The sequence below is a fragment of the Acinetobacter sp. genome (assembly GCF_041919735.1).
Taxonomy (GTDB): domain Bacteria; phylum Pseudomonadota; class Gammaproteobacteria; order Pseudomonadales; family Moraxellaceae; genus Acinetobacter.
In genome coordinates this window covers 25,494-47,185 of sequence record NZ_JAYRTF010000018.1, presented here as the reverse complement: position 1 = coordinate 47,185, position 21,692 = coordinate 25,494, and the positions used below count along the sequence as shown (strand labels likewise).

Sequence of the window (21,692 nt, the reverse complement as noted above, 5' to 3'; positions counted from 1 at the left end):
CTATGTCTGCACCACTGTTTGAAAAAGCTGCTTTTATTGGGCTTGGGCTGATTGGCTCAAGCCTTGCCCGCGTTATGATTGCCGAAAACCTGGCCAAGCAGATTGTGGCATCCACCCGCTCTAAGCAGACGCTGGATGACGCAAAGGCCTTGGGTTTAATTCAAGAGGGCTATAGTGACCCCATTGAAGCCGTTAAAGGCGCTGATTTGGTGGTGCTGGCTTTGCCGGTGCGCGCAACGCAAAAAGTGCTAGAAACCATCAAGCCGTATTTGTCTGAAAATGTGATTCTGACCGATGTCGGCAGCACCAAAGGCAATGTGGTTGAGGCAGCCAAAGCGGTCTTTGGCGAGCAATTGCCAGCGGGTTTTGTGCCGGGCCATCCTATTGCAGGCGCTGAACATACCGGCGTGCATGCAGGCAAAGTCGATTTGTTTGCCAATCATAAAGTGATTTTGACGCCGCTGCCGAGCAGCGCGGATTGGGCGGTGGAGAAGCTGATTCAGCTGTGGCAGGCCGCTAAGGCGGAAGTGATTTGCATGGATGTCGAAAAGCACGATGAAGTGCTTGCGCATACCAGCCATCTTCCGCATTTAATGGCTTTTAATTTGGTTGAGCAGCTAGCCAACCGTGAAGACAATTTAGATATTTTTCGTTATGCCGCAGGCGGCTTCCGTGATTTTTCCCGAATCGCGGCCAGTGATCCGCAGATGTGGCATGACATCTTTTTTGCCAATAAAAAAGCAATTTTAAATGCAGTCGATGGCTTTGAAACACAGCTCGCGACTTTGCGTAAATTGATTGAAGATGAAAACTCTCAAGCGCTTATGGGCTTATTGGGACATGCTCAGGCTGCCCGACAGCATTTCAATCATATGCTCGCCAACAAACCTCTGATGGAGAAAAACAAAGTGACGACACAGCAATTTACTATTTTACCGGGCCAGAAAAATTTCCAAGGTAAATTTACCGTGCCAGGCGACAAATCTGTGTCACACCGTTCCATTATGTTTGGCGCGATTGCTGAAGGCACCACGCATGTGACTGGTTTTCTTGAGGGCGAAGATGCGCTCGCCACACTGCAAGCCTTCCGCGATATGGGCGTCAGTATTGAGGGGCCTAAAAATGGTGAAGTGACCATTCATGGTGTCGGCATGCAGGGCTTAAAAGCGCCGGTAGGGGCCTTGTACATGGGCAACTCAGGCACATCCATGCGCCTGCTTTCAGGCATGCTGTCTGCACAGAAGTTTGATTCTGTGATGACAGGTGATGCATCGCTGACCAAACGTCCTATGGAGCGTATTGCGAAACCATTGCGTGAAATGGGCGCGCAGATTCAAACCACCGGTGAGCGCGGCACACCACCTATCTCGATTTCAGGCAATCAAAATCTCAAAGGCATTCACTACGACTTGCCTATGGCATCGGCTCAAGTTAAATCTGGCATTTTGCTGGCAGGTCTTTGGGCTGAGGGCGAAACTGTGGTAACTGAGCCTGAACCTACACGTGACCATTCAGAACGCATGCTGCGCGCTTTTGGCTATGAAGTGATAACTGAAGGCAACCGCATTTCACTGCAAGGCGGCGGCAAATTGGTCGGTACGGACATTCAAGTGCCATCGGATATTTCATCTGCGGCTTTCTTTATGGTCGGCGCTGCGATTACGGAAGGTTCCGATGTCACGCTTGAAGCCGTCGGCATTAACCCGACCCGTACTGGCGTGATTGAAATTTTAAAACAGATGGGCGCTGACCTGACGGTGGAAAATGAACGCATTGCCGGCGGTGAGCCGATTGCAGACATCCGCATTCGCGGCACGCGCACGCTGAAAGGCATTCACATGCCGGAAGATCAAGTGCCGTTGGCGATTGATGAATTCCCTGCGCTGTTTATTGCGGCGGCATGTGCAGAAGGCCAAACTATTTTAACGGGCGCTGCAGAGCTTCGTGTCAAAGAATCGGACCGCATTCAAGTGATGGCGGACGGCCTGAAAATTATGGGTGTTGACTGCACGCCGACAGATGACGGCATTATCATTGAAGGCAAAGGCAAGACTGGAGAGTGGGGCGCAGTCTTCACTGGCGGTGAAATTGAATCGCATCATGACCACCGTATTGCCATGAGCTTTTCGATGGCAGGCTTGCGTACTTCAGGCGAGATTAAAATTGTCGGCACCGAAACTGTGGCGACCAGTTTCCCGACATTCACTGCACTGGCGAATCAGGCGGGCTTAGCCATTCAGGTCAGTGAATAATTAGTCTAATTTTGTACATTTGTTGGACAACAGCCAAGCAAAAGCTTGGCTGTTTTGTTTTTATTGCTTATTCTAAAACCATACAACAATAATGCTTTTAGGTCACATGATGAGAAAATTACAATTTGCAGCCAACTGCGAACATCAGGAAAATCAAGATGATTCCAGTGCAGCGCAAAAGCAGGTCGCCGATTTATTAGCGAATAAATTAAGTGATTACGGTTTTGAAACGCTGTCGCAAAGCGGCGATCAGGTTGCAGTCAGTGTGGACAATCATGCCTTGCCCTTATCGATTACCTGCCAAGGCCATGACGTGGCCGGGCATTTGGTCTGTGAGATCATTTCATATCCTGATGAAGATCAGGATTGGCTGGACCGCATTACGGAACAGAGCTTGCTGAATCAATTGGCTCAGGCGGTGGAAAATACCCTTAAAGAAGATGAAGCGTTCAGTAAATTTGAATGGAAAGGCTGATTGACGCTTAAAATATTTCAGAGATAAAAAACGGCAGAAATCATTAAAAATTCTGCCGTTTTATATTGGCAATAAAGATAACAAAAATAAAGCAACGGTATGGAATAGCATGCTTTATAAAACAATATGATATCTAAATAATTCTAATATTTTGGATATTTAGGCATATTGAGCATTTGCATTTTATTCCACACGCAGCCAAGTTTGATTGCGTCCTACTGCAGAAACACCCATATAGCCGCGAAGAAATAATTTTTTGCCATTCGGGCTTAACTTGCCTTTCAGACTGTAAATTTTTCCAGAAACCGGATCGATGATTTTGCCATTGGTGTAGTTAGTATCATCTGATGTTTTTAAGCCTTGAATGACTTGCAGGCCGATGATTGGCTTATTGGTATAAGGTGCTGGGCAATTGGTGCAAAATTCTTTTGGAGTATAACCTGCGCGCGGTGTTGCTTTCAGGGCTGTGCCGGCATAGGTGCCATCTGCCTGCTGCTCAATTTTGACGATGCCTTTGGCTTCGCCAGTTTTGTCATCCATATAGCGCCATGTGCCTGAAATGTTTTGCGCCATAGCTGTAGAACACAAGGCTGTAATCGTCAGTAATCCTAATATTGTTTTCATAATTTCCCCTGAAACAGCAATAAATTTGATGGCTAAATTGCAGCCAAATTTGACCGTAACAAAAGATTATATGGTTTAAAAATAATCTTATGAATTGCAAATTTGCTTAATTTAACAGGAATTTATTACTATTTTTTGGGGCTGGCGGAGGCCGTATTTTTCATTCAGCGCTGTTTGGATTGCGCAAATTTAGAGCTTGAGTATGCGGTGCTGATAAAGCAAAAAATAGCGCTGAATTGGAATGTTATAAGATCTAAATCTTATAATTGCGGCATGGGGCATCGGTTCTTAAAATGGATGCAAAAACCCAAAAGCCCAGATCATTCTGAGCTTTTTTCGAATCAGCAGCTTCAAGCATTTGAGCTGCCGGTTCTTTTATTTTTAAATGAGATGGTAAAAATACTGATGCGGGATCGCTTAAGCGGCAAGATAGCGTGAGATGGCTGTCCGTAGCTGTTTTAGATAGCCGGTAAAGAAATGGTTTGCGCCCGGCAAAATGGTCAGCAGATGGCGCTGCGGCTTGGCCCATTGAATCAGATCAGAAACCAAAGTGACTTCATCCGCTTCGCCATGAATGAACAGGATATCGCCTTGAATGGCCGGAGTTACATAGTGGCGGACGCCAGCCACCGTTGCGGTCGGCAAGCCGCATAAAATGGTTTGCTTTGGACGGATTTCTTCTTGCCGCAAATGATGGCACTTGGCCATGACATGCGCGCCAAAACTGAAGCCGCCTGCATAAAAAGGTAGTTTCACATGAGATGCGCGGACATGCTGAATCACATCCAGCACATCATCCGTTTCGCCATGGCCTTCATCATGGGCGCCGGTGCTTTGTCCAGAACCGCGGAAACTTGGACGATAGACAATGCAGCCGCGCTCTAAGAACATTTGTGCAAGCAGAACCGGAACTTTATGCTGAGGTGTGCCGCCTTGCAGTGGATGGGGGTGGGTCACTACCGCGAATCCTTTCACTTCACCCTGAGGATAATCTACAAAAACTTCAATTTGGCCGGCTTGGCCCTGAATGAACATTTGTTCGGACATAAAAAGAGATTAAATTGCAGGAGAACGCAGTATTCTACCGATAATGCTCAGTAAAAACACAGATTGGAAATAAAATAAGTCTACTGTTATAGTTTGTTTACTTAAATTTTAATCAAGTTATTTATGCTCGCTTTAATTTCCCCTGCAAAAACCTTAGATTACGAAACTGTATTGCCAACGGATCATCACACCCTACCAAGACTGCTGGATCACTCACAAGAGCTTATCGACGTAAGTCGTAAACTGTCCGCTTCAGATATCGCCAATTTAATGAGTGTGAGTGAAAAAATTGCCCATTTGAATGCAGAGCGTTTTCGTGACTGGCAGCCGGATTTTAATTTTTCCAATGCGCGGCAGGCGCTGTTTGCATTTAAAGGCGATGTTTATACCGGCTTGGATGCTTATAGCTTGAAAGAAACGGAAATTAACTATGCGCAAAAGCATCTGCGCATGCTTTCAGGCCTGTATGGTTTGTTGCGCCCTTTAGATTTAATGATGCCTTACCGTTTGGAAATGGGCACTAAACTGCAGAATCCGCGCGGCCATAACCTATACGAGTTTTGGAGCGACCGCATCACTCAAATGGTGAATCAGGATTTGGAAGATGCAGGTTCAGCGCTTTTGGTGAATATTGCTTCGGATGAATACTATAAGTCCGTCAAAGAAAGCAAAATTCAGGCTGAAATTATTAAGCCGGTCTTTTTAGATCAGAAAAACGGCAAGTATAAAGTGATCAGCTTCTATGCTAAAAAAGCCCGAGGCTTGATGGCGCGCTATATTATTGAAAATAAAATTGAGCGCGCAGATGATCTGAAATCGTTTTGCACCGATGGCTACTATTTTGATGCGGAGAGCTCTTTGAAAGGAGAGCTGGTCTTTAAGCGAGATGAACAGGCTGCTTAGCTGTCTGTTCATTGCTGTTATTGAAATGCTGTGAATTTTGATTCACGGCATAGTTTTTTGCGGAAGGATTTTCGGCTGATGGATTCCGCTTGAATGCTGGAGCTTTTTTCTTTTCTATTCTTTTTCTTGCCGCTGTCAGGTCATGGCTCAGCGTTTTTATTAAAGATCCTTAAAAATGATCAATAAAGATTTGGTTAAAAAATAATCATATTGGGTTTTTAATTGCATCCGGATATAAATCAATTTATTGATGTATTTATCATTTTTTGCTATTTGATAGTAATTTACAAACTTATAGTAAGTTTTGGTATATGTCAGTATTTTAGCTGTTTTAGCTTAATATTGAATATAAAAATCAAAAATTAGAAAGAATGAATTGTATTGTTAAGATTATTTTTGTAGAAAGTTTGTTATCATAATTAAAAGTTTATTGAAAAATAAATTGCAGTTATGAAAACCTTACTTATCTCAATCTTTATTTTATGTGTGAGCGCGCTTGGTTTCATCGTGCATAAAGACACAGAAATGAAAAAGCAGGCGGCGGTTGACCAGCTGCTGAATGAGTCAGTTCAGCCCAAGAGAAAGCTGGAACAGGCGGAGGAACCGCCTATGTCTGCTGCGAATGCATCTGATCCGCTTTGAATGGAATGCATGCGGCAAATTTTTTTGATTAAAAATGAATTTCTTTTAAATAAAACCAATATCTTAACTTTAATGAATTTACCCGCACCATAAAATTTAGAAACAATAAAAATCAATGTGTTATAATTTGTCAAATATGAAATTAAGTCAGTTATTTGCTGCATAGGCATCTGATTTAATACAGGTAAAAAAAGCTGCATAAACAATATATGCAGCTTTTTTGTTGACGCTGTTTAAGCATTCAATGCGCATATATTGAATGAGCGGATGAAACAATTTTCCTGCAGCGTGAAAATGCTGGCATACCGATTGCTAGAACATCGACAAAATTAATGATGAGTGTTTGTGATTAATTTTGTGGAGTGCTTAGGGCATAAAGTTTACTTAATAGGGGCTAGGTCATGACGACTCCTAATCCATCTTCAGAAAATATACTGGAACGCCTGTTCAAGCTGAGTGAAAACAAAACCAGCTTTAGAACAGAAGTATTAGCTGGTGTAACGACATTCCTTACCATGTGTTACATCATTATTGTCAATCCAATGATTTTGTCCGAAACAGGCATGGATCATGGGGCTGTCTTTGTAGCAACTTGCCTGGCGGCGGCCATTGGCTGTTTAGTGATGGGGCTGATTGCAAACTATCCTATCGCGCTTGCACCGGGCATGGGCTTGAATGCTTACTTTACCTATTCTGTTTGTTTGGGCATGGGCGTGCCTTGGCAAACAGCACTGGCTGCAGTATTTGTGTCCGGCTTGGTATTTATTGCCATCAGCATGTTCAAAATCCGTGAAGCCATTGTCAATGCGATTCCAATGTCGCTCAAGCTGGCAATTGGCGGCGGCATCGGCTTATTCCTTGCGCTGGTTGCGCTGAAGAACTCTGGCATCATTGTTAAAAATGACGCGACATTGGTGGGTCTGGGCGATTTAAGCCAGCCGTCAGTGATTTTGGCTTTGCTGGGCTTTTTGCTGATCGTGATCATGCACCAATTTAAAGTGCGCGGCGCAATCATCATCAGTATTTTGGCGGTGACAGCCATTTCAACAGTGCTGGGCTACAACGAATTCAAAGGCGTGGTCGGCCACATTCCTTCAATTGCGCCAACCTTCATGCAAATGGATTTTCAGGGCCTGTTTACTGCAAGCTTAATTGGCGTGATTTTCGTATTCTTCCTAGTGGATTTGTTTGACTCAACAGGAACGCTGGTGGGTGTTTCGCATCGTGCCGGCTTGCTGAAAGACGGCAAATTGCCGCGTTTGAAGAAAGCTTTATTTGCCGATTCAACCGCAATTGTTGCAGGCGCTGCCTTGGGTACATCTTCAACGACGCCATATATTGAATCTTCTGCGGGTGTGGCGGCAGGCGGCCGTACAGGCTTAACAGCGGTGGTGGTTGCCGTGCTGTTTGTTCTGTGCCTATTCTTGGCGCCGCTTGCGCAATCTGTGCCTGGTTTTGCGACTGCGCCAGCGCTGCTGTTTGTCGGTGTTTTGATGATTCAGGGCATTGTCCATATTGAATGGGATGATATTACTGAAGCTGTGCCGGCATTTCTGACCATTGTCTTCATGCCGTTCACTTATTCAATTGCAGACGGTATTGCAATGGGCTTCATCAGCTATGCGCTGATTAAGCTGCTGACAGGCAAGGCCAAATCTGTACCGTATATGGTCTGGATTATTGCTGCGCTTTGGGCGTTGAAATTTGCAATGTTTGGCGGTTAATTCTCCAAACGCATTTAAGGGTGTAAACTCCGTTTGCACCCTTTTTTATTTTTTATGAGGATAAGAGATGGATCAACTTGAGCTGATTCGCGCATTGCCGAAAGCGGAATTGCATGTGCATATTGAAGGAACATTTGAACCTGAATTGATGTTTGAAATTGCGCAGCGCAATCAAATTGCAATCCCTTATCAATCTGTAGAAGAAGTAAAACAAGCTTATAACTTCCATAATTTGCAGTCATTTCTTGATATCTATTATGCAGGCGCCAACGTGCTCGTGCATGAGCAGGATTTTTATGATTTGGCTTGGGCTTATTTTGAAAAATGCGCCGAAGACAATGTTGTGCATACTGAAATGTTTTTTGATCCGCAAACCCATACCGATCGTGGCGTGGCTTTTGCAACCGTGATCAATGGTTTGCAGCGTGCGTGTGATGATGCAAAGGCTAAATTGGGCATTACATCGCACTTGATCATGTGCTTCCTGCGCCATTTGAGTGAAGAAGTGGCTTTTGAAACTTTGGAACAGGCGCTTCCTTTCAAAGATCAGATCATTGCTGTAGGCTTGGATTCAAGTGAATTGGGCCACCCGCCGTCAAAATTTGAACGGGTCTTTGCTCAAGCGCGTGAATTGGGTTTCTTGATTGTGGCGCATGCCGGTGAAGAAGGTCCTGCAGAATATGTATGGCAAGCGCTGGATTTGCTGAAAGTCAACCGCATTGACCATGGCGTGCGTTCCGAGGAAGACGCGCAGCTGATGCAGCGCCTGATCGCGGAGAAAATGCCGTTAACTGTATGCCCGCTCAGCAATTTGAAGCTGTGTGTCGTTCAGGATATGGCGGAGCATAACATTCGCCGCCTGCTGCAGCAGGGCGTGCATGTGACAGTTAATTCAGACGATCCATCCTATTTTGGCGGCTATATGAATGACAATTTTATTGCCATTGCCCAGGCGCTGGATTTAAGCAACGCAGAGTTGAAACAGCTGGCGGTCAATTCATTTGAGGCTTCATTTATTTCTGCTGAAGAAAAGCAGAAATGGAAGCTGCAGATTGAAAATTTGCACTGAGCTTTATGGTCTAAAAAGGCAGCATAAGCTGCCTTTTTTGTTTTTTATAGATTGAATTTGGCGCTGTGTGCGGCAGTGCAATCAACAAAATGGCTGAGAGATTCAAATGAAAACTGTGCTGAAAATTGCGGTGTTTTGCGCTTCGCTGATCTGTTTGAGTGATGCTGCTGCGGAGCCATCGGCTGTGCAGAAAATGCTGAAACCTTATATCGAACTGCAATGCGCTGCGGAGCTGAAAGCATCGAATGTATGGAAAGCATCGACATACTTTATGACTGAGCGCAATAAAAGCCAATTTGGCAAAGACGTCTGCGGCTGTGTCAGCAGCAATGCTTTAAATGATGTGCCTGCTGCGGCGCTGGCGCATGCTGCAGTCAGTGCGGAGGTAAAAAATCAGCTGATTAAAAAAGCCATGCTGAATACGGCGAAAAGCTGCATCATGCAGCAAAAAATGTAAAAGCGCCTGACGACGCTTTTACGGATGTGGATTGAGAAGTGTTTGGGCGGATTATTCGCCTTGACGGGTCATGCTGAGCAGAACATGGTCTTTATCAATGAAATGGTGCTTCAAGGCAGCCAGTATATGCCCCGCAAGCAGCAAGCCGGCGGCCCAGGAAATATAGATATGCAGCGGTTTAACAATTGCAAGCAGATCCGAGTTTTCCTGTACTAAGCGGGGAAGGTCAAATAAATACAAGACGGGCGCAGGGTGGCCAGCGCTCCAGCTGAATAGGCAGCCGGTGATCGGCAGGGCGAGCAAAACCAAATACAGCGCCAAATGGCCAAGATGCGCCAGTTTCTTCATCAAGGGCGACATGCTGTCCGGCAGCTCAGGTGCAGGGTGGGTGTAACGCCAGAAAATCCGAATAACCACGAAGAAGATAATGGTGGTGGCAATATTCTTATGCAAGGTAATCACTTGGCCTTTAAAACTGCCGTCCGTTGCGTAATCTAAAAAATTGCCGCTGTAAAAGCCAATCAGCCATGCGGCAATAAAGATCAGCGCCATCAGCCAATGCAGGCATTGCGCAGTGCGGGTGTAATATCCAGTTGTATTTTTCATTTTGCATCAAGCTGTTTTTAGGTTGACCAATGTTATTTTATCGCCCGTATTCAACAAAAGAGAATTGCTGCAACACTGTGTTGAAAATCTGCAACGCTTGAATATGTGTTATTAGTATGCAACCTGCGGTGTATTTGTATTTTGACTATTTCTTAAAATGTGCAGTTTAGGCAAAATAGCGCTACTGAATTTTATAACAGACATAAGGAAAAACAGTGAAAAAATTACTTGCTGTTATGGCGCCGCTCGCAATGGTTCTTTCTGCTTGTACCGCTACAGGCACATCGACTGGTGCAAATACCGCTGCAGGCACTCAAACCGCTTCGCAGCAGTTAGGCATGGCGGCAATTAAAATTGCGATCAATGCAAAATGCATCGCTGAATTGGATACGCTTCCAGCTTGGAATACTGCAACGAAAGTCATGACATCAACTCAAAAGCAAAACATTCAATCTGAAATTTGCGGCTGTGTCAGTGAAAAAGCGCCGCAAAATGTGACTACGGTTGATTTGGCGACTGCAGCGCTTGATCCGAATGCGCGTGCGGCGATTGTCGGCAATGTGGTGGCAAAAACCATTAATTCGTGCGTACAGGAAGCTGTAAACTAAGCAGGGCGGATTGGCTTGCTGCATGCGGCGGCTGAGGCCGCTGATGGGCGGGAAAATGTAAAATAGGCTGATGTGTTCGGCCTATTTTTTTGAAAAAAGGTGCATATGATGAAAATTGCGGGTGCGGATGAAGCTGGGCGCGGCCCTTTGGTGGGTTCAGTGGTGGCAGCTGCGGTGATCCTGGATCCTGATAATCCGATTGAAGGATTGAATGATTCTAAAAAACTCAGTGAAAAAAAACGTGAAAAGCTGTTTGTTGAAATTCAGGAAAAAGCCTTGGCGTGGGCTATTGCAGAATGTTCTGCACAAGAAATTGATGAAATTAATATTCTGCAGGCGTCCTTATTGGCCATGCGCCGCGCTGTAGAGAAGCTTTCTATTCAGCCGGATCATTTGCTGGTTGATGGCAATAAAGTGCCTCAGGGCTTAAGCATGAGCTGTGATGCGGTAGTGGGCGGTGATGCGATTCACGCTGAAATATCTGCAGCCAGTATTTTGGCCAAAGTCACCCGGGACCATGAAATGGTGGAGCTGGATGCAAAATACCCGCAATATGGTTTTGCTAAGCATAAGGGCTATCCAACCAAAGCGCATTTTGAAGCGATTGCGCAGCATGGGGTGATTGCGGAGCACCGCCGCAGTTTTGGGCCGGTGCGCAAAGTGCTGGAACAGGCAGAACAAGCTTAAGCGGTGAAGAAGGGCTTAGAAGAAGAGCTTGGGAAATAGATGCCAAGACAGCGCCCGGTTCCGAGATGTGAAGAGCGTGTTTGCGCTGATCAATAAAAGCGCAGGCAAATTTAAAGCGGCTGAATAGCCGCTTTATTTTTCACATTCAACTTCAATATTAACGATTGAAGTTGTTCTGTGAAAAGTTATCATCTTCAAAAGAAGGTTGATAATCTTGATCGAGATGCTGAAGATGTTCATGCATAGCGCGTTCATGTTGAATACGTTGGTAAATTTCTTCACGATGAACGGATACTTCTTTTGGAGCATTTACGCCAATACGCACTTGATTACCTTTAACCCCAAGCACAGTCACGCTGACTTGGTCCCCAATCATCAATGTTTCTCCGACACGTCGAGTCAGAATCAGCATGTTTATCTCCTTGCAAAACGCTAAACCTGCAATTGATCTAGAATGTAAAAACACAACCTGAAAAAGCAAAGAAAATTTACAAGAGAGATGTAACCATTCTGTTACAGGCTTATTTCTAATAAACTTTCTAAAAATCCTCAGGTTTAATATAACAGAGCCACTATATGAAAAACTATAGTGGCCCGGCTTTATTTGCAATGTTTTTCAAAAACTGTCTAACAATGACAATTCAAAACATATTATTTACGCACGTACGCTTGACTCACCGTGTTCACGGTCTAAGCCAAATACTGTATGCAGTGTGCGCACGGCTAATTCTAAGTAATTTTCATCAATGATTACTGAGATTTTGATTTCTGAAGTTGAAATCATCAGGATGTTGATGCCTTCATCCGCCAGAGCAGTAAACATTTTGCTTGCTACGCCTGCGTGAGAACGCATGCCTACACCCACGATTGATACTTTGACGATATCGTCACGGGTTGCAACTTCACGCGCGCCAATGGCTTTTGCAGTAGCTTCAAGAATTGCTTTTGCTTTTGCCAATTCACTGCGGTTTACCGTAAACGTGAAGTCTGTTGTGCCGTCTTCTTCAACGTTTTGAATAATCATATCCACTTCGATGTTGGCAGCGCCAATCGGAGATAGGATTTTAGACGCGATGCCTGGCTCGTCAGGAACACCTAAAATGGTTAATTTTGCTTCGTCACGGTTAAACGCGATACCTGAGATAATTGGTTGTTCCATGTTGTCTTCCGCTTCAGTGGTGATCAGTGTTCCGACGTTTTGTTTGAAGTTTTCGTCGAATGCGCCATCATCGTCATTATCAAAACTTGATAATACGCGTAAAGGCACTTGGTATTTGCCGGCAAATTCAACAGAACGGATTTGCAGGACTTTAGAGCCAAGTGATGCCATTTCCAGCATTTCTTCAAATGAAATGCGGTCTACTTTTTTCGCTTTTGGAGCGACACGCGGGTCGGTCGTGTAAACGCCGTCAACATCGGTGTAAATTTGGCATTCATCTGCTTTTAATGCGGCAGCCAGCGCCACGCCAGATGTATCTGAACCGCCGCGGCCTAAAGTTGTGGTGTTGCCTTCAGCGTCAAAGCCTTGGAAACCTGCAACTACAATGACGCGGCCTGCGTCTAGGTGGCCAGTCATCACTTCGGTATCAATTGATTCAATACGTGCTTTGGTGAATGAGCTGTCAGTTTTAATGCCAACTTGGCGGCCTGTCAGTGATTTAGCTGCAACGCCAATGGAATTCAGCGCCATTGCCAACATCGAAATCGTTACCTGCTCCCCTGTAGAGACCATCTGGTCTAATTCACGCGGGTCAGGGGTGTCCGTAATGGCTTTCGCTAAAGCAAGCAGGCGGTTGGTTTCGCCACTCATAGCTGATACAACAACCACGACTTTATGTCCGTGATCATGCCAGCGCTTTACACGACGAGCTACATTGAGAATGCGCTCAGGAGTACCCATTGAGGTACCGCCATATTTTTGAACGATTAATGCCATAACTATCCTTACCAAGTAAATAAGCCCGGAGGCTTAAAGCACTTACACATATTTTAAGACCGCTTTTTATTGTGCGGTTTTAATATACCACGTAGCTCCTGAACAGCACGGTGTGCAATTCAAATAGAGACTTTGTGTCTGCAGGGAGTTCAGATGAACTTAGTCCTTTAGACTCCATCTTCATCATCGGCCCAAGTTTTAACTGAGGTTGCCGTATGATGATTGAGTTTGCGCTTGAGCGCATCAGCGCAGATTAAGCAGGATCCAGCATTAAAAAACACACTGCTCAATCAGGCTGATTTGCTGAAGGCCTCGATCTTCAGCTATAGGACTTTTGGTCTTATTTTGCAACCAACCATGCAACGAGGTCAGCCATAACCGGTGCAAGCTTGTCACTGTAAGGTGCGCCGCCTTGAGCCATATCTGGCTTGCCGCCGCCTTTACCGCCCAGTTCTTGACCGAGGTGTTTGATGATGTCGCCCGCTTTCACTGCAGCAGTGAACTCTTTGGCAACAGAAGCAATCAGGCTCACTTTGTCTGCGTCTACAGCAGCAATCACGATAACCGCATTATCCAGTTTTGACTTCACGCCGTCGTGCAAGTTGCGGAGTGATTTTGCATCCACGCCTTGAACGGTAGTAATCAATGTTTTGCGGCCGGCAATCTCTTGAACTTGACTCAATAACTCAGCGGCTTGGAAGCTTGCCAGTTTTTGGTTCAATTGTTCAATTTGCTTTTGCAGGCTGGATGCTGTTGATGCTAAAGACTCAACTTTTTCTAAAGTTTGATCTTTTTGCGCTTTCAGCAAATCGTTGATTGCATGAATATCACGATCTGTTTTTTGTGCAGCTTCAATCGCTTTCGTACCTGTAATCGCTTCAATACGGCGTACACCCGCAGCCACACCGCCTTCAGAAGTGATTTTGAATAGGCCGATGTCACCTGTACGTTTGACGTGAATACCGCCGCAAAGCTCGATCGAGAAGTTTTTCTCGTCAATGATTGAACCCATAGACAGTACGCGTACTTCGTCGCCGTATTTCTCACCAAACAACATCATTGCGCCTTTTTCTTTAGCGCTATCGATGTCGAGCAGTTCAGTTGAAACTGCAGTGTTGGCAATGACTTCAGCATTGACAATACGTTCAATTTCTTGAAGTTGTTCAAAGGTTACAGGTTGGTCGTTGGCAAAGTCGAAACGTAAAAGTTCGCTAGCAACCAGTGAGCCTTTTTGCTGTACATGCGCACCTAAAACTTGACGCAGTGCAGCGTGTAGAAGGTGAGTTGCAGAGTGGTTGCGTGAAGTCGCTTCACGGATATCTGCTTTTACAATCGCTTCAACAGCTTGAGATGCTTTCAGGTTACCCATGGTGACGATACCTTGGTGTACAAAAGCACCACCCGATTTTTTGGTATCTTGAACTTCAAAAATACCGGTATCGTTTTTGAATAAGCCTGTATCGCCTACTTGACCGCCGCTTTCTGCATAGAAAGGGGTTTGGTTCAATACGATCAGCGCTTCATCGCCTTCAACCACTTCATCCACTTGTTCGCCATCTTTATAGATCGCAACAATTTGACCTTGACCTTGAGTTGCGTCATAGCCGTCAAATTGCGTTTCGCCATCCACTTTTACAATGGAATTGTAGTCAACAGCAAATTTACCTGCATCACGCGCACGTTGACGCTGAGCGGCCATTTCAACTTCAAAGCCCGCTTCGTCAATCGTTAAATCACGTTCACGTGCGATATCTGCTGTTAGGTCAGTTGGGAAGCCGTAAGTGTCATACAGTTTGAATACAGTTTCGCCCGGAATGACAGAACCTTTAAGATTTGCCAATTCACCTTCAAGCAATTTCAAACCTTGCTCAAGTGTTTTGGCAAATTGTTCTTCTTCTTTAAGAAGCTGTGCTTCGATACGCGCTTGTTGAGCTGCAAGTTCAGGATAGGCAGCGCCCATCACTTCAATTAAAGGCTTCAACATTTTGTAGAAGAATGTACCAGTTGCGCCCAACTTGTTACCGTGACGAACGGCACGACGGATGATGCGGCGCAGTACATAGCCACGACCTTCGTTTGAAGGGTTTACGCCATCTGCAATCAGGAAGCAGCATGAACGTGCGTGGTCTGCAACCACTTTAAGTGAAGCAGGGTAGTCAACAGGCTTGCCCGCTTCTTTTGCAGCAGCATCAATTTCAGTGGTATCTAGACCAATAATTTCCGCAGCAGCTTTCAGCAAGTTTTGGAATAGGTCGATTTCGTAGTTTGAGTTAACGTGCTGCAATACAGCCGAAATACGCTCAAGGCCCATACCGGTATCAACAGAAGGTGCAGGCAGTGCGTGAAGTACACCGTCCGCAGTACGGTTGAACTGCATGAAGACGTTGTTCCAAATTTCGATGAAACGGTCGCCGTCTTCTTCAGGTGTGCCCGGTAAGCCGCCCCAGATGTGGTCGCCATGGTCAAAGAAAATTTCAGAACATGGACCGCAAGGACCGGTATCGCCCATCGCCCAGAAGTTGTCTGATGCGTATTTTTCGCCTTTGTTATCGCCAATACGGATAATGCGGCTCGCATCTAAGCCAATTTCTTTGTTCCAGATATCAAATGCTTCGTCATCGGTATGGTAAACCGTGGCGTATAATTTATCTTTTGGAAGGCCTAACCATTTTTCGTTGGTTAAGAAGTCCCATGCAAATGTAATCGCATCACGTTTGAAGTAATCACCAAAAGAAAAGTTACCCAGCATTTCAAAGAAAGTATGGTGACGCGCTGTATAGCCGACGTTATCTAAGTCGTTGTGTTTACCGCCTGCACGTACGCATTTTTGTGATGATGTTGCACGTACATAGTCACGTTTTTCAAGACCAAGGAAACAGTCTTTGAATTGGTTCATCCCGGCATTGGTGAATAATAATGTTGGGTCGTTGGCAGGTACCAGAGAACTCGACGCGACACGTGTATGCCCTTGCGATTCAAAGTAGCTTAAGAAAGCTTCGCGAATTTCAGCTGATGTCATAAAACGAGTACTCACAACCAAGTCTCTCCTAATTTCAATTGGGTAAATAGCCTATCAAGCAAGTCTTACAGAAAATTAAAGCTGGCTTGATAGGCTGACTTAAAATTTAAAAACGCTAAATTATAACGGAAAAAGCCGCACCGACCAATGATTTTCGGCTATCTCTACGACTTTTTATACAATTCATCTGAATTCATGCATTTCTCTGAAAATTGTCAAATTTTTGCTCAATTTTAGCCCGCAGCGCCCGCCATTGATGAAATGTCAGCAGACCCTAATATGCGACGTCATTTTTCATGATCTGCTGTATTGGATCATCCGTGCCATTGAATTGGGTTTGATACGATTTCTGCTGTTTAGATATGTCAGCATGGCAGGATTTTCGGCTGTAATCGGTATCCATGGTTTGTTCTTTAATGCGCAAGATAGGGAGCCGGCCGTTATTTTTTCCTGCTAAATGAATCGCCTGCCAATTTTGTTTGGATTTTTGCAAACTCTGTGACCGAGCAAGGCTGATACAAGCCGGCAGAACTCAAGCTGGAATAGGCGGTTAAAGCAATGATTAAGTGTGCTGCGCATTGGAGTTTTAAAGCTGTATGCAATTTTTGCAGCCCCAATCTTGGAATATTTTTTGTTTTTTCATTGTTATTCTATTTTTATGCTGCACATAAAAATACGGCCCAATAAGCATTAAACGAATTAATGATAACGTTTTGGTGTTGAAATCCATTAACATAGAGGCGTTTTATAATTGTTTCAAAATGAAGGATAAGTCATGCAGCAAGTGGCAATCAATGGATTTGGCCGAATCGGGCGCAACGTGCTGCGCGCGTGGTTTGAAAATCCGAAACAATTTCATTTTGAAATTATTGCCATTAATGATGTTGCGGACATTGAAACTTTACTGCATCTGTTTAAGTACGATTCAACGCATGGCCGTTTTCACGGCACGGCAGAAATTGATGCAGAAGACGGCAAACAGTTTTTAAAGATACAGGCTGGCGGCTCAATGCTGCGTGTTCAGGTCTTGCGCAATGCTGAGCCTTCACAGCTGCCTTGGCAGGAGCTGAATGTTGATGTGGTGCTCGAGTGCACAGGCTTGTTCCGTTCGCGGGAAGCCGCCACTCAGCATATCACTGCAGGAGCCAAGCGCGTCATTATTGGCGCGGCGCCATTTGACAGTGTTGATGCCGCTATTGTGTATGGCGTGAACCATCATGAAGTGAAAACGGCGGATCAGATTATTTCCAGCGTGTCTTGCACGACGCAGGCTTTGGTGCCTTTGGTTAAAATTATTGATGATGCTTTCGGCATAGAATCAGCAATGATGACGGAAATTCATGCCGTGACCGCAGACCAATCCGTGCTTGATCATGCGCATCGGGATCTGCGCCGGGCGAGAGCATCGGGACAAAATATTATTCCAACCACATCTTCTGCATTGGGCGCATTAAAGCGGGTGATGCCGAAAATGGAAAACCGCATTGACGGTTTTTCAATCCGCGTCCCGACCATTAATGTCGCGGCCATTGACCTGACTTTTATTGCGCAGTCACCGATTACCACGCATAAAGTCAATGAGGTGCTGGTGAAATCTGCAGCGCATGATTATGCATCCATTATGTCTGTGACCGATGAGCCTTTGGTCTCGAGCGATTTTAACCATTCGCCTTATTCTTTAATTGTGGATTTAAGCCAAACCATGACGGTGGGGCGTCAGGCCAAAGTCTTTGCCTGGTATGACAATGAATGGGGCTATGCCAACCGCTTGCTGGATTTATGCGAATCCTTTGCTGCTTGAATTTTAAAGCGCCTTCGGGCGCTTTTTTTATGCCATGCAGCCGGTTCTTGCTGTTATTGAGCGCGGAAATGGCGGCGTTGATCGTAAAAGCGGTGAAATAGCTGTTTTTTCTAAAAAAATATAGAAAAATTAGGTAAGATGAAGCAAATGAATGATTAAAAGAGCAAAGCAAATGATTTTATTGTGGGGATTTATTTTTTTACTGTCGATGGCGGTAATTTTCCTGATTTGGCTGCAGTTCAAAAATCAGGACGATAATGCGGAAGTTCAGGCCAATCTGCATCTTGAAGAAAAAATTGTGCATTTGGAAGTAAACTTGAAGAAAACCTTGGAGATTATGCAGGATTTGGCGAAAAAAATGCATGTGCAGCAGGAGGCAATGGATCATACCTCGCAAAAGTTGCAGCAGGTTGAACTGCAAAATGCTGAATTGGTGAATCTGCTGGCCCAAGTGGTCAGCCCTAAGCCGGATTAAGCTGACTTTAGCCAGCGCGTGGATTTCTCTCAATATTCAATGCAAAAAGCCCTTTCAATGCAAGGGCTTTTTATTGGCTTGCGGATTGTCAAATACGTTTCAGGCGCCGGTTTGGTTATGCATACAATATCGAGGGGCTTGGATAACAGCGGTTTTTAGGTTTTTATTGCCCTAAGGGTTAGTCATTACGCAAGCACCAACCGGAGGCAGGCTGCTGACGCCATGCTGATGGCAACAGTCGGCAGCAGTGAAAAGCGTGAGGCTGCCAGCAGTGTAATGACAATGGCAATCAGATCGGCTGGATTATCTTTGACAAAATAAGGCGCAATGACAGAAATCAGCACACAGCCCGGGACAACTTCTAAAATCTGACGCTGTTTATTGCTCAGGGTTTTATTTTTCAGCAGCACATAGCCCAAGATGCGGGTGAGGTACGTGGTCGCAGCAATGAACAGAATGGCAATCAGTGTCGGCGTATGAATCATGCTGCATCTCCAGTCAGGAACATTGCTGAAACAATGCCGCTGATTGCGCCAACCGGCACATACCAGCCAGAAGGAAGATACAAATAAGCCAATGCCGCAGCCACTAAGCTGACCAGCCACGGGCGCGCGGCGCGCATGCCTTTCCACATGCTGCGCAGCAGGACTAAAAATACTGCGGGAAAGGCCATATCAAAACCAAAACGCTGCACATCGCCTAGCACAGGGCCAATGACTGCGCCTAAAGTAGTAAAGCCAACCCACATGACATACAGCGCAAAGCATAGTCCGGCGTAGTACAGCATGCTGAATGCGCGCAGCATGCCAACATGATGCTGCTTCCGTTGGGCGTCGGCCAAGCTGAGCGCCCAGCTTTCATCACACATGAAAAATAGCGCGCTGAATGCGGTTCGATTGGGCAAGTGGCGAAGATAAGGGGCAAGGCTGGCGCCCATCAGCAAATGCCGGCTGTTGACCAGAAAGGTAATGAAGACCAGCATGATGATATTCGGCGGATTGGTCCAGACTTCCAAAATGGCAAATTCCGAACCGCCGGCAAAGTTCAGTCCTGTCAGCAGCGGAACTTCTAGGGCGGAGAATCCTTTTTGCGTGGCTTGCGCGCCAAGCACCAAGGCGAATGGAATAATGCCCAGCAGCAGGGGAATTGAGGTTTTCAGGCCGCGTTTGAATTCTGCAAATTTATCTGAGGCATGAATATCCGCAGCAGCAGTCCGAAAGCTCAACATGAGGCTGGCCAATCCTAAAAACAGTGAAGAAGCTATTCTAGAGCAATCATTTTGGCATGGGGCGTTTTATTTGCTTAGTATGCTTGTACTTTTGGCATTAAATTCTATAAATTGAATCAATATTGAAATAGGGTGCTGCAAGATAAATGGATCAGCTGGATAAGAAGATACTCCGCGCGATACAGCGCAATGGAAAGCTGCAGAATGTCGAATTGGCGCAAATGGTTGGGCTGTCTCCATCACCGTGTTTACGCCGCGTCAAGCAGCTGGAAGATGACGGCATTATCGAAAAATATGTCGCGCTGCTGAACCCGCATAAGGTCAATTTAGGCCTGACCGTCTTTGCCCGCATATGGCTGAAAGGGCAGGATGAGCAAACAGTCAATACCTTTGTTGATGCGATTCAGATGCTGGATGAAGTCGTGGAATGCCAGCTGATGGCTGGGGATTGTGATTTTTTCCTGCGCATTATGGTGGCGGATCTGGATGCTTATCGGCAGTTTCAAATTCAGCGCTTGAACAAAATCAGCAGCATTCAAAATGTGAAAACAGAAATTCCGCTGCAAACCATAAAACAGACCACCGCGCTGCCGCTGGACTGATGCTGCACGGCCTGGTGTTAAACCGCTTAGCTGCAGTCTTGGTTCTGCGCAGAGGTTAAGGTATTGTAAAATTGACCAGTCGGTTGGAAACCGTTGAAAGCAATAGATTTGGAATGCTGAAATTCCGCTCAATTTCAGTGAAAATCGCTAAAAATAAAAGCATTTAACTGTTCTGGCTTTTCATCGGCATCAATTCAAACTCTAAAAATATGCAAATCTGAAAAAAGTCTGGTGCACAGCTCAGGTGATCGTGCTAGACTAGGAGAAATCGGGTGTGCTCCCGATTTTTTTATGCGGATTACTTCCGCGCTGACAAGTATTTAGGTTTACAACATGCCCATTTCAGAGACATGGTTATTACCTGATGGTGTAGCTGATGTATTACCAGAACAGGCGCAAGTAATTGAAGCTTTGCGCCGTAAAGCATTAGATTTCCTCGCATCTCGAGGTTATCAGCTGGTGTACACGCCATTTATCGAATACATCGAATCTCTTTCTTCTCTTTCAGAATCGAATCAAGATTTAGACTTAGCTACTTTCAAGGTGATCGACCAGCTTTCTGGCCGTTTGCTTGGCGTGCGTGCCGATATGACACCGCAAGTGGCTCGTATCGATGCGCATGTACATCCAGTTGAAGGCGTAGCGCGCTATTGCTACGCTGGCACGGTTTTGCATACTAAACCTCAAGGTTTTAACACAACACGCGCGCCGCTGCAGCTGGGCGCTGAGTTATTTGGTTCAGATAGTATTGATGCCGACGTAGAAATGGTCGATGTGATGCTGAGCTTAATTCAAACGGCAGGTTTGTCTGAGGGCATCCATTTAGATTTAGGCCATGTTGGACTGTTCCGCAGTCTAGTGAAACATGCAGGCTTGTCTAAAGCTGTAGAACGCCAGCTTTCTGATCTGTATCAGCGTAAAGCATTGCCTGAACTGGCCGAATTTACTCAAGAATTAAAATTTGGCGCAGATTTTTACAATCTGGGCCGATATTCAAGCGATTTAGATGCATTGCAAGCCAACCTAAGCGCTGAAATTTTTGCAGATGTTGAGTTTAAGCAGGCATTTAATGCTGTGAAGCAAACTCAGTCTGAAATTCAAGCGCGCTGGCCAGACCTGCTGATCGGTATTGATGTGGTTGAATTGCGTTCATACCATTACCATACCGGCCTGATGTATGCCGTATATGCGCCAAACCGCGCAGCGCCGCTGGCTCAAGGCGGCCGTTATGACGGCATTGGCCAGCACTTTGGACGTGCGCGTCCAGCAACAGGCTTCTCTTGCGACTTATATGCGCTTTGCGCAGGCCAGTTTCAGCAAACTCAGAAAGTTGTTGCGCCTAAAGGTGCAGATAAAGCATTGCTTGATGCAATTGCCCATGTCCGCGCACAAGGTTTAAGTGTAGTTCAATTGCTGGGTGATGATGATTTAAGCTCAATTCCGAATGCAACTCATCAGCTGGTGAATACTGGCGCTGAGTGGAAAGTCGAAGCAGTTTAATCGAAGCGTTTTAGCAGAAACAGTTTAATGGGAAAGC

Annotated in this window: 22 protein-coding genes; 14 read left to right on the top strand and 8 right to left on the bottom strand. The window is 45.4% G+C overall.

Going from position 1 to position 21,692, the window contains the following annotated elements; genetic code table 11:
* Positions 1-2 precede the first annotated feature (2 nt).
* Complete coding sequence (locus tag ACE3T3_RS11370) at positions 3-2,252, top strand: bifunctional prephenate dehydrogenase/3-phosphoshikimate 1-carboxyvinyltransferase (RefSeq protein WP_374667004.1); 2,250 nt, start codon at positions 3-5, stop codon at positions 2,250-2,252.
* A 109-nt stretch (positions 2,253-2,361) separates the two neighbouring features.
* Positions 2,362-2,727, top strand: a complete 366-nt coding sequence (locus tag ACE3T3_RS11365; RefSeq protein ID WP_374667002.1) for a hypothetical protein — start codon at positions 2,362-2,364, stop codon at positions 2,725-2,727.
* A gap of 183 nt (positions 2,728-2,910) precedes the next feature.
* On the opposite strand, the gene ACE3T3_RS11360 is transcribed toward ACE3T3_RS11365, so the two are convergent.
* A complete protein-coding gene (locus ACE3T3_RS11360) occupies positions 2,911-3,351 on the bottom strand; it encodes a DUF2147 domain-containing protein (protein WP_374667000.1) in 441 nt (146 codons plus the stop codon).
* A 102-nt stretch (positions 3,352-3,453) separates the two neighbouring features.
* Here ACE3T3_RS11360 and ACE3T3_RS11355 point away from each other — a divergent pair, with 102 nt between their 5' ends.
* The gene (locus ACE3T3_RS11355) at positions 3,454-3,789 is read left to right on the top strand and encodes a hypothetical protein (protein WP_374666998.1); all 336 of its coding nucleotides are present in this window, start codon (positions 3,454-3,456) and stop codon (positions 3,787-3,789) included.
* On the opposite strand, the gene ACE3T3_RS11350 is transcribed toward ACE3T3_RS11355, so the two are convergent.
* Positions 3,769-4,398 carry an alpha/beta hydrolase gene (locus ACE3T3_RS11350; protein WP_374666996.1) on the bottom strand — a complete coding sequence of 210 codons (630 nt, stop codon included), beginning with the start codon at positions 4,396-4,398 and terminating at the stop codon, positions 3,769-3,771. The two genes, ACE3T3_RS11355 and ACE3T3_RS11350, sit on opposite strands and share 21 nt — an antisense overlap.
* Positions 4,399-4,521: 123 nt before the next feature.
* On the opposite strand from ACE3T3_RS11350, the gene yaaA reads away from it, so the two are divergent.
* The 5 genes from yaaA to ACE3T3_RS11325 all read left to right on the top strand — a co-directional run bounded on the left by yaaA (position 4,522) and on the right by ACE3T3_RS11325 (position 9,193).
* Positions 4,522-5,301: a peroxide stress protein YaaA gene (gene yaaA, locus ACE3T3_RS11345; RefSeq protein ID WP_374666994.1), complete on the top strand. Its 780-nt coding sequence runs from the start codon at positions 4,522-4,524 to the stop codon at positions 5,299-5,301.
* A 450-nt stretch (positions 5,302-5,751) separates the two neighbouring features.
* Positions 5,752-5,943 (top strand): hypothetical protein, encoded by a 192-nt coding sequence (locus ACE3T3_RS11340; protein ID WP_374666992.1) that lies wholly within the window; start codon positions 5,752-5,754, stop codon positions 5,941-5,943.
* Positions 5,944-6,344: 401 nt separating this feature from the next.
* Positions 6,345-7,667, top strand: a complete 1,323-nt coding sequence (locus tag ACE3T3_RS11335) for an NCS2 family permease (protein ID WP_374666990.1) — start codon at positions 6,345-6,347, stop codon at positions 7,665-7,667.
* Between the two features lie 67 nt (positions 7,668-7,734).
* Positions 7,735-8,736, top strand: coding sequence for an adenosine deaminase (locus ACE3T3_RS11330; protein WP_374666988.1), 1,002 nt, complete (start codon positions 7,735-7,737; stop codon positions 8,734-8,736).
* A gap of 106 nt (positions 8,737-8,842) precedes the next feature.
* Entirely contained in the window at positions 8,843-9,193 is a 351-nt protein-coding gene (locus ACE3T3_RS11325) for a hypothetical protein (protein WP_374666986.1), read from the top strand.
* Positions 9,194-9,244: 51 nt separating this feature from the next.
* Here the strand turns inward: ACE3T3_RS11325 and ACE3T3_RS11320 are convergent, their stop codons facing one another.
* Positions 9,245-9,799 (bottom strand): cytochrome b, encoded by a 555-nt coding sequence (locus tag ACE3T3_RS11320; protein ID WP_374666984.1) that lies wholly within the window; start codon positions 9,797-9,799, stop codon positions 9,245-9,247.
* Between the two features lie 215 nt (positions 9,800-10,014).
* Here ACE3T3_RS11320 and ACE3T3_RS11315 point away from each other — a divergent pair, with 215 nt between their 5' ends.
* On the top strand, positions 10,015-10,407 hold the full coding sequence (locus ACE3T3_RS11315; RefSeq protein WP_374666982.1) for a hypothetical protein: 393 nt from the start codon (positions 10,015-10,017) through the stop codon (positions 10,405-10,407).
* 108 nt (positions 10,408-10,515) lie between these two features.
* Entirely contained in the window at positions 10,516-11,094 is a 579-nt protein-coding gene (gene rnhB / locus ACE3T3_RS11310) for a ribonuclease HII (protein ID WP_374667065.1), read from the top strand.
* A gap of 157 nt (positions 11,095-11,251) precedes the next feature.
* On the opposite strand, the gene csrA is transcribed toward rnhB, so the two are convergent.
* The 3 genes from csrA to alaS all read right to left on the bottom strand — a co-directional run bounded on the left by csrA (position 11,252) and on the right by alaS (position 16,064).
* Positions 11,252-11,506, bottom strand: a complete 255-nt coding sequence (gene csrA / locus ACE3T3_RS11305) for a carbon storage regulator CsrA (protein ID WP_004989721.1) — start codon at positions 11,504-11,506, stop codon at positions 11,252-11,254.
* A 243-nt stretch (positions 11,507-11,749) separates the two neighbouring features.
* The gene (locus ACE3T3_RS11300) at positions 11,750-13,030 is read right to left on the bottom strand and encodes an aspartate kinase (RefSeq protein WP_374666980.1); all 1,281 of its coding nucleotides are present in this window, start codon (positions 13,028-13,030) and stop codon (positions 11,750-11,752) included.
* 340 nt (positions 13,031-13,370) lie between these two features.
* Positions 13,371-16,064: an alanine--tRNA ligase gene (gene alaS / locus ACE3T3_RS11295; RefSeq protein WP_374666978.1), complete on the bottom strand. Its 2,694-nt coding sequence runs from the start codon at positions 16,062-16,064 to the stop codon at positions 13,371-13,373.
* A gap of 760 nt (positions 16,065-16,824) precedes the next feature.
* Between alaS and ACE3T3_RS11290 the strand changes: the two genes are divergently transcribed.
* Both ACE3T3_RS11290 and ACE3T3_RS11285 read left to right on the top strand, forming a co-directional pair.
* Positions 16,825-17,850 carry a type I glyceraldehyde-3-phosphate dehydrogenase gene (locus ACE3T3_RS11290; RefSeq protein WP_374666976.1) on the top strand — a complete coding sequence of 342 codons (1,026 nt, stop codon included), beginning with the start codon at positions 16,825-16,827 and terminating at the stop codon, positions 17,848-17,850.
* 172 nt (positions 17,851-18,022) lie between these two features.
* Positions 18,023-18,325 (top strand): hypothetical protein, encoded by a 303-nt coding sequence (locus tag ACE3T3_RS11285; RefSeq protein WP_374666974.1) that lies wholly within the window; start codon positions 18,023-18,025, stop codon positions 18,323-18,325.
* A 185-nt stretch (positions 18,326-18,510) separates the two neighbouring features.
* On the opposite strand, the gene ACE3T3_RS11280 is transcribed toward ACE3T3_RS11285, so the two are convergent.
* Positions 18,511-18,810, bottom strand: coding sequence for an AzlD family protein (locus ACE3T3_RS11280; RefSeq protein ID WP_374666972.1), 300 nt, complete (start codon positions 18,808-18,810; stop codon positions 18,511-18,513).
* Positions 18,807-19,553: an AzlC family ABC transporter permease gene (locus ACE3T3_RS11275; protein WP_374666970.1), complete on the bottom strand. Its 747-nt coding sequence runs from the start codon at positions 19,551-19,553 to the stop codon at positions 18,807-18,809. The genes ACE3T3_RS11280 and ACE3T3_RS11275 overlap by 4 nt, the downstream gene beginning before the upstream one ends.
* Before the next feature lie 146 nt (positions 19,554-19,699).
* Between ACE3T3_RS11275 and ACE3T3_RS11270 the strand changes: the two genes are divergently transcribed.
* A complete protein-coding gene (locus ACE3T3_RS11270) occupies positions 19,700-20,155 on the top strand; it encodes an Lrp/AsnC family transcriptional regulator (protein WP_374666968.1) in 456 nt (151 codons plus the stop codon).
* Positions 20,156-20,488: 333 nt separating this feature from the next.
* On the top strand, positions 20,489-21,655 hold the full coding sequence (locus tag ACE3T3_RS11265; RefSeq protein WP_374666966.1) for an ATP phosphoribosyltransferase regulatory subunit: 1,167 nt from the start codon (positions 20,489-20,491) through the stop codon (positions 21,653-21,655).
* Positions 21,656-21,692 lie beyond the last annotated feature (37 nt).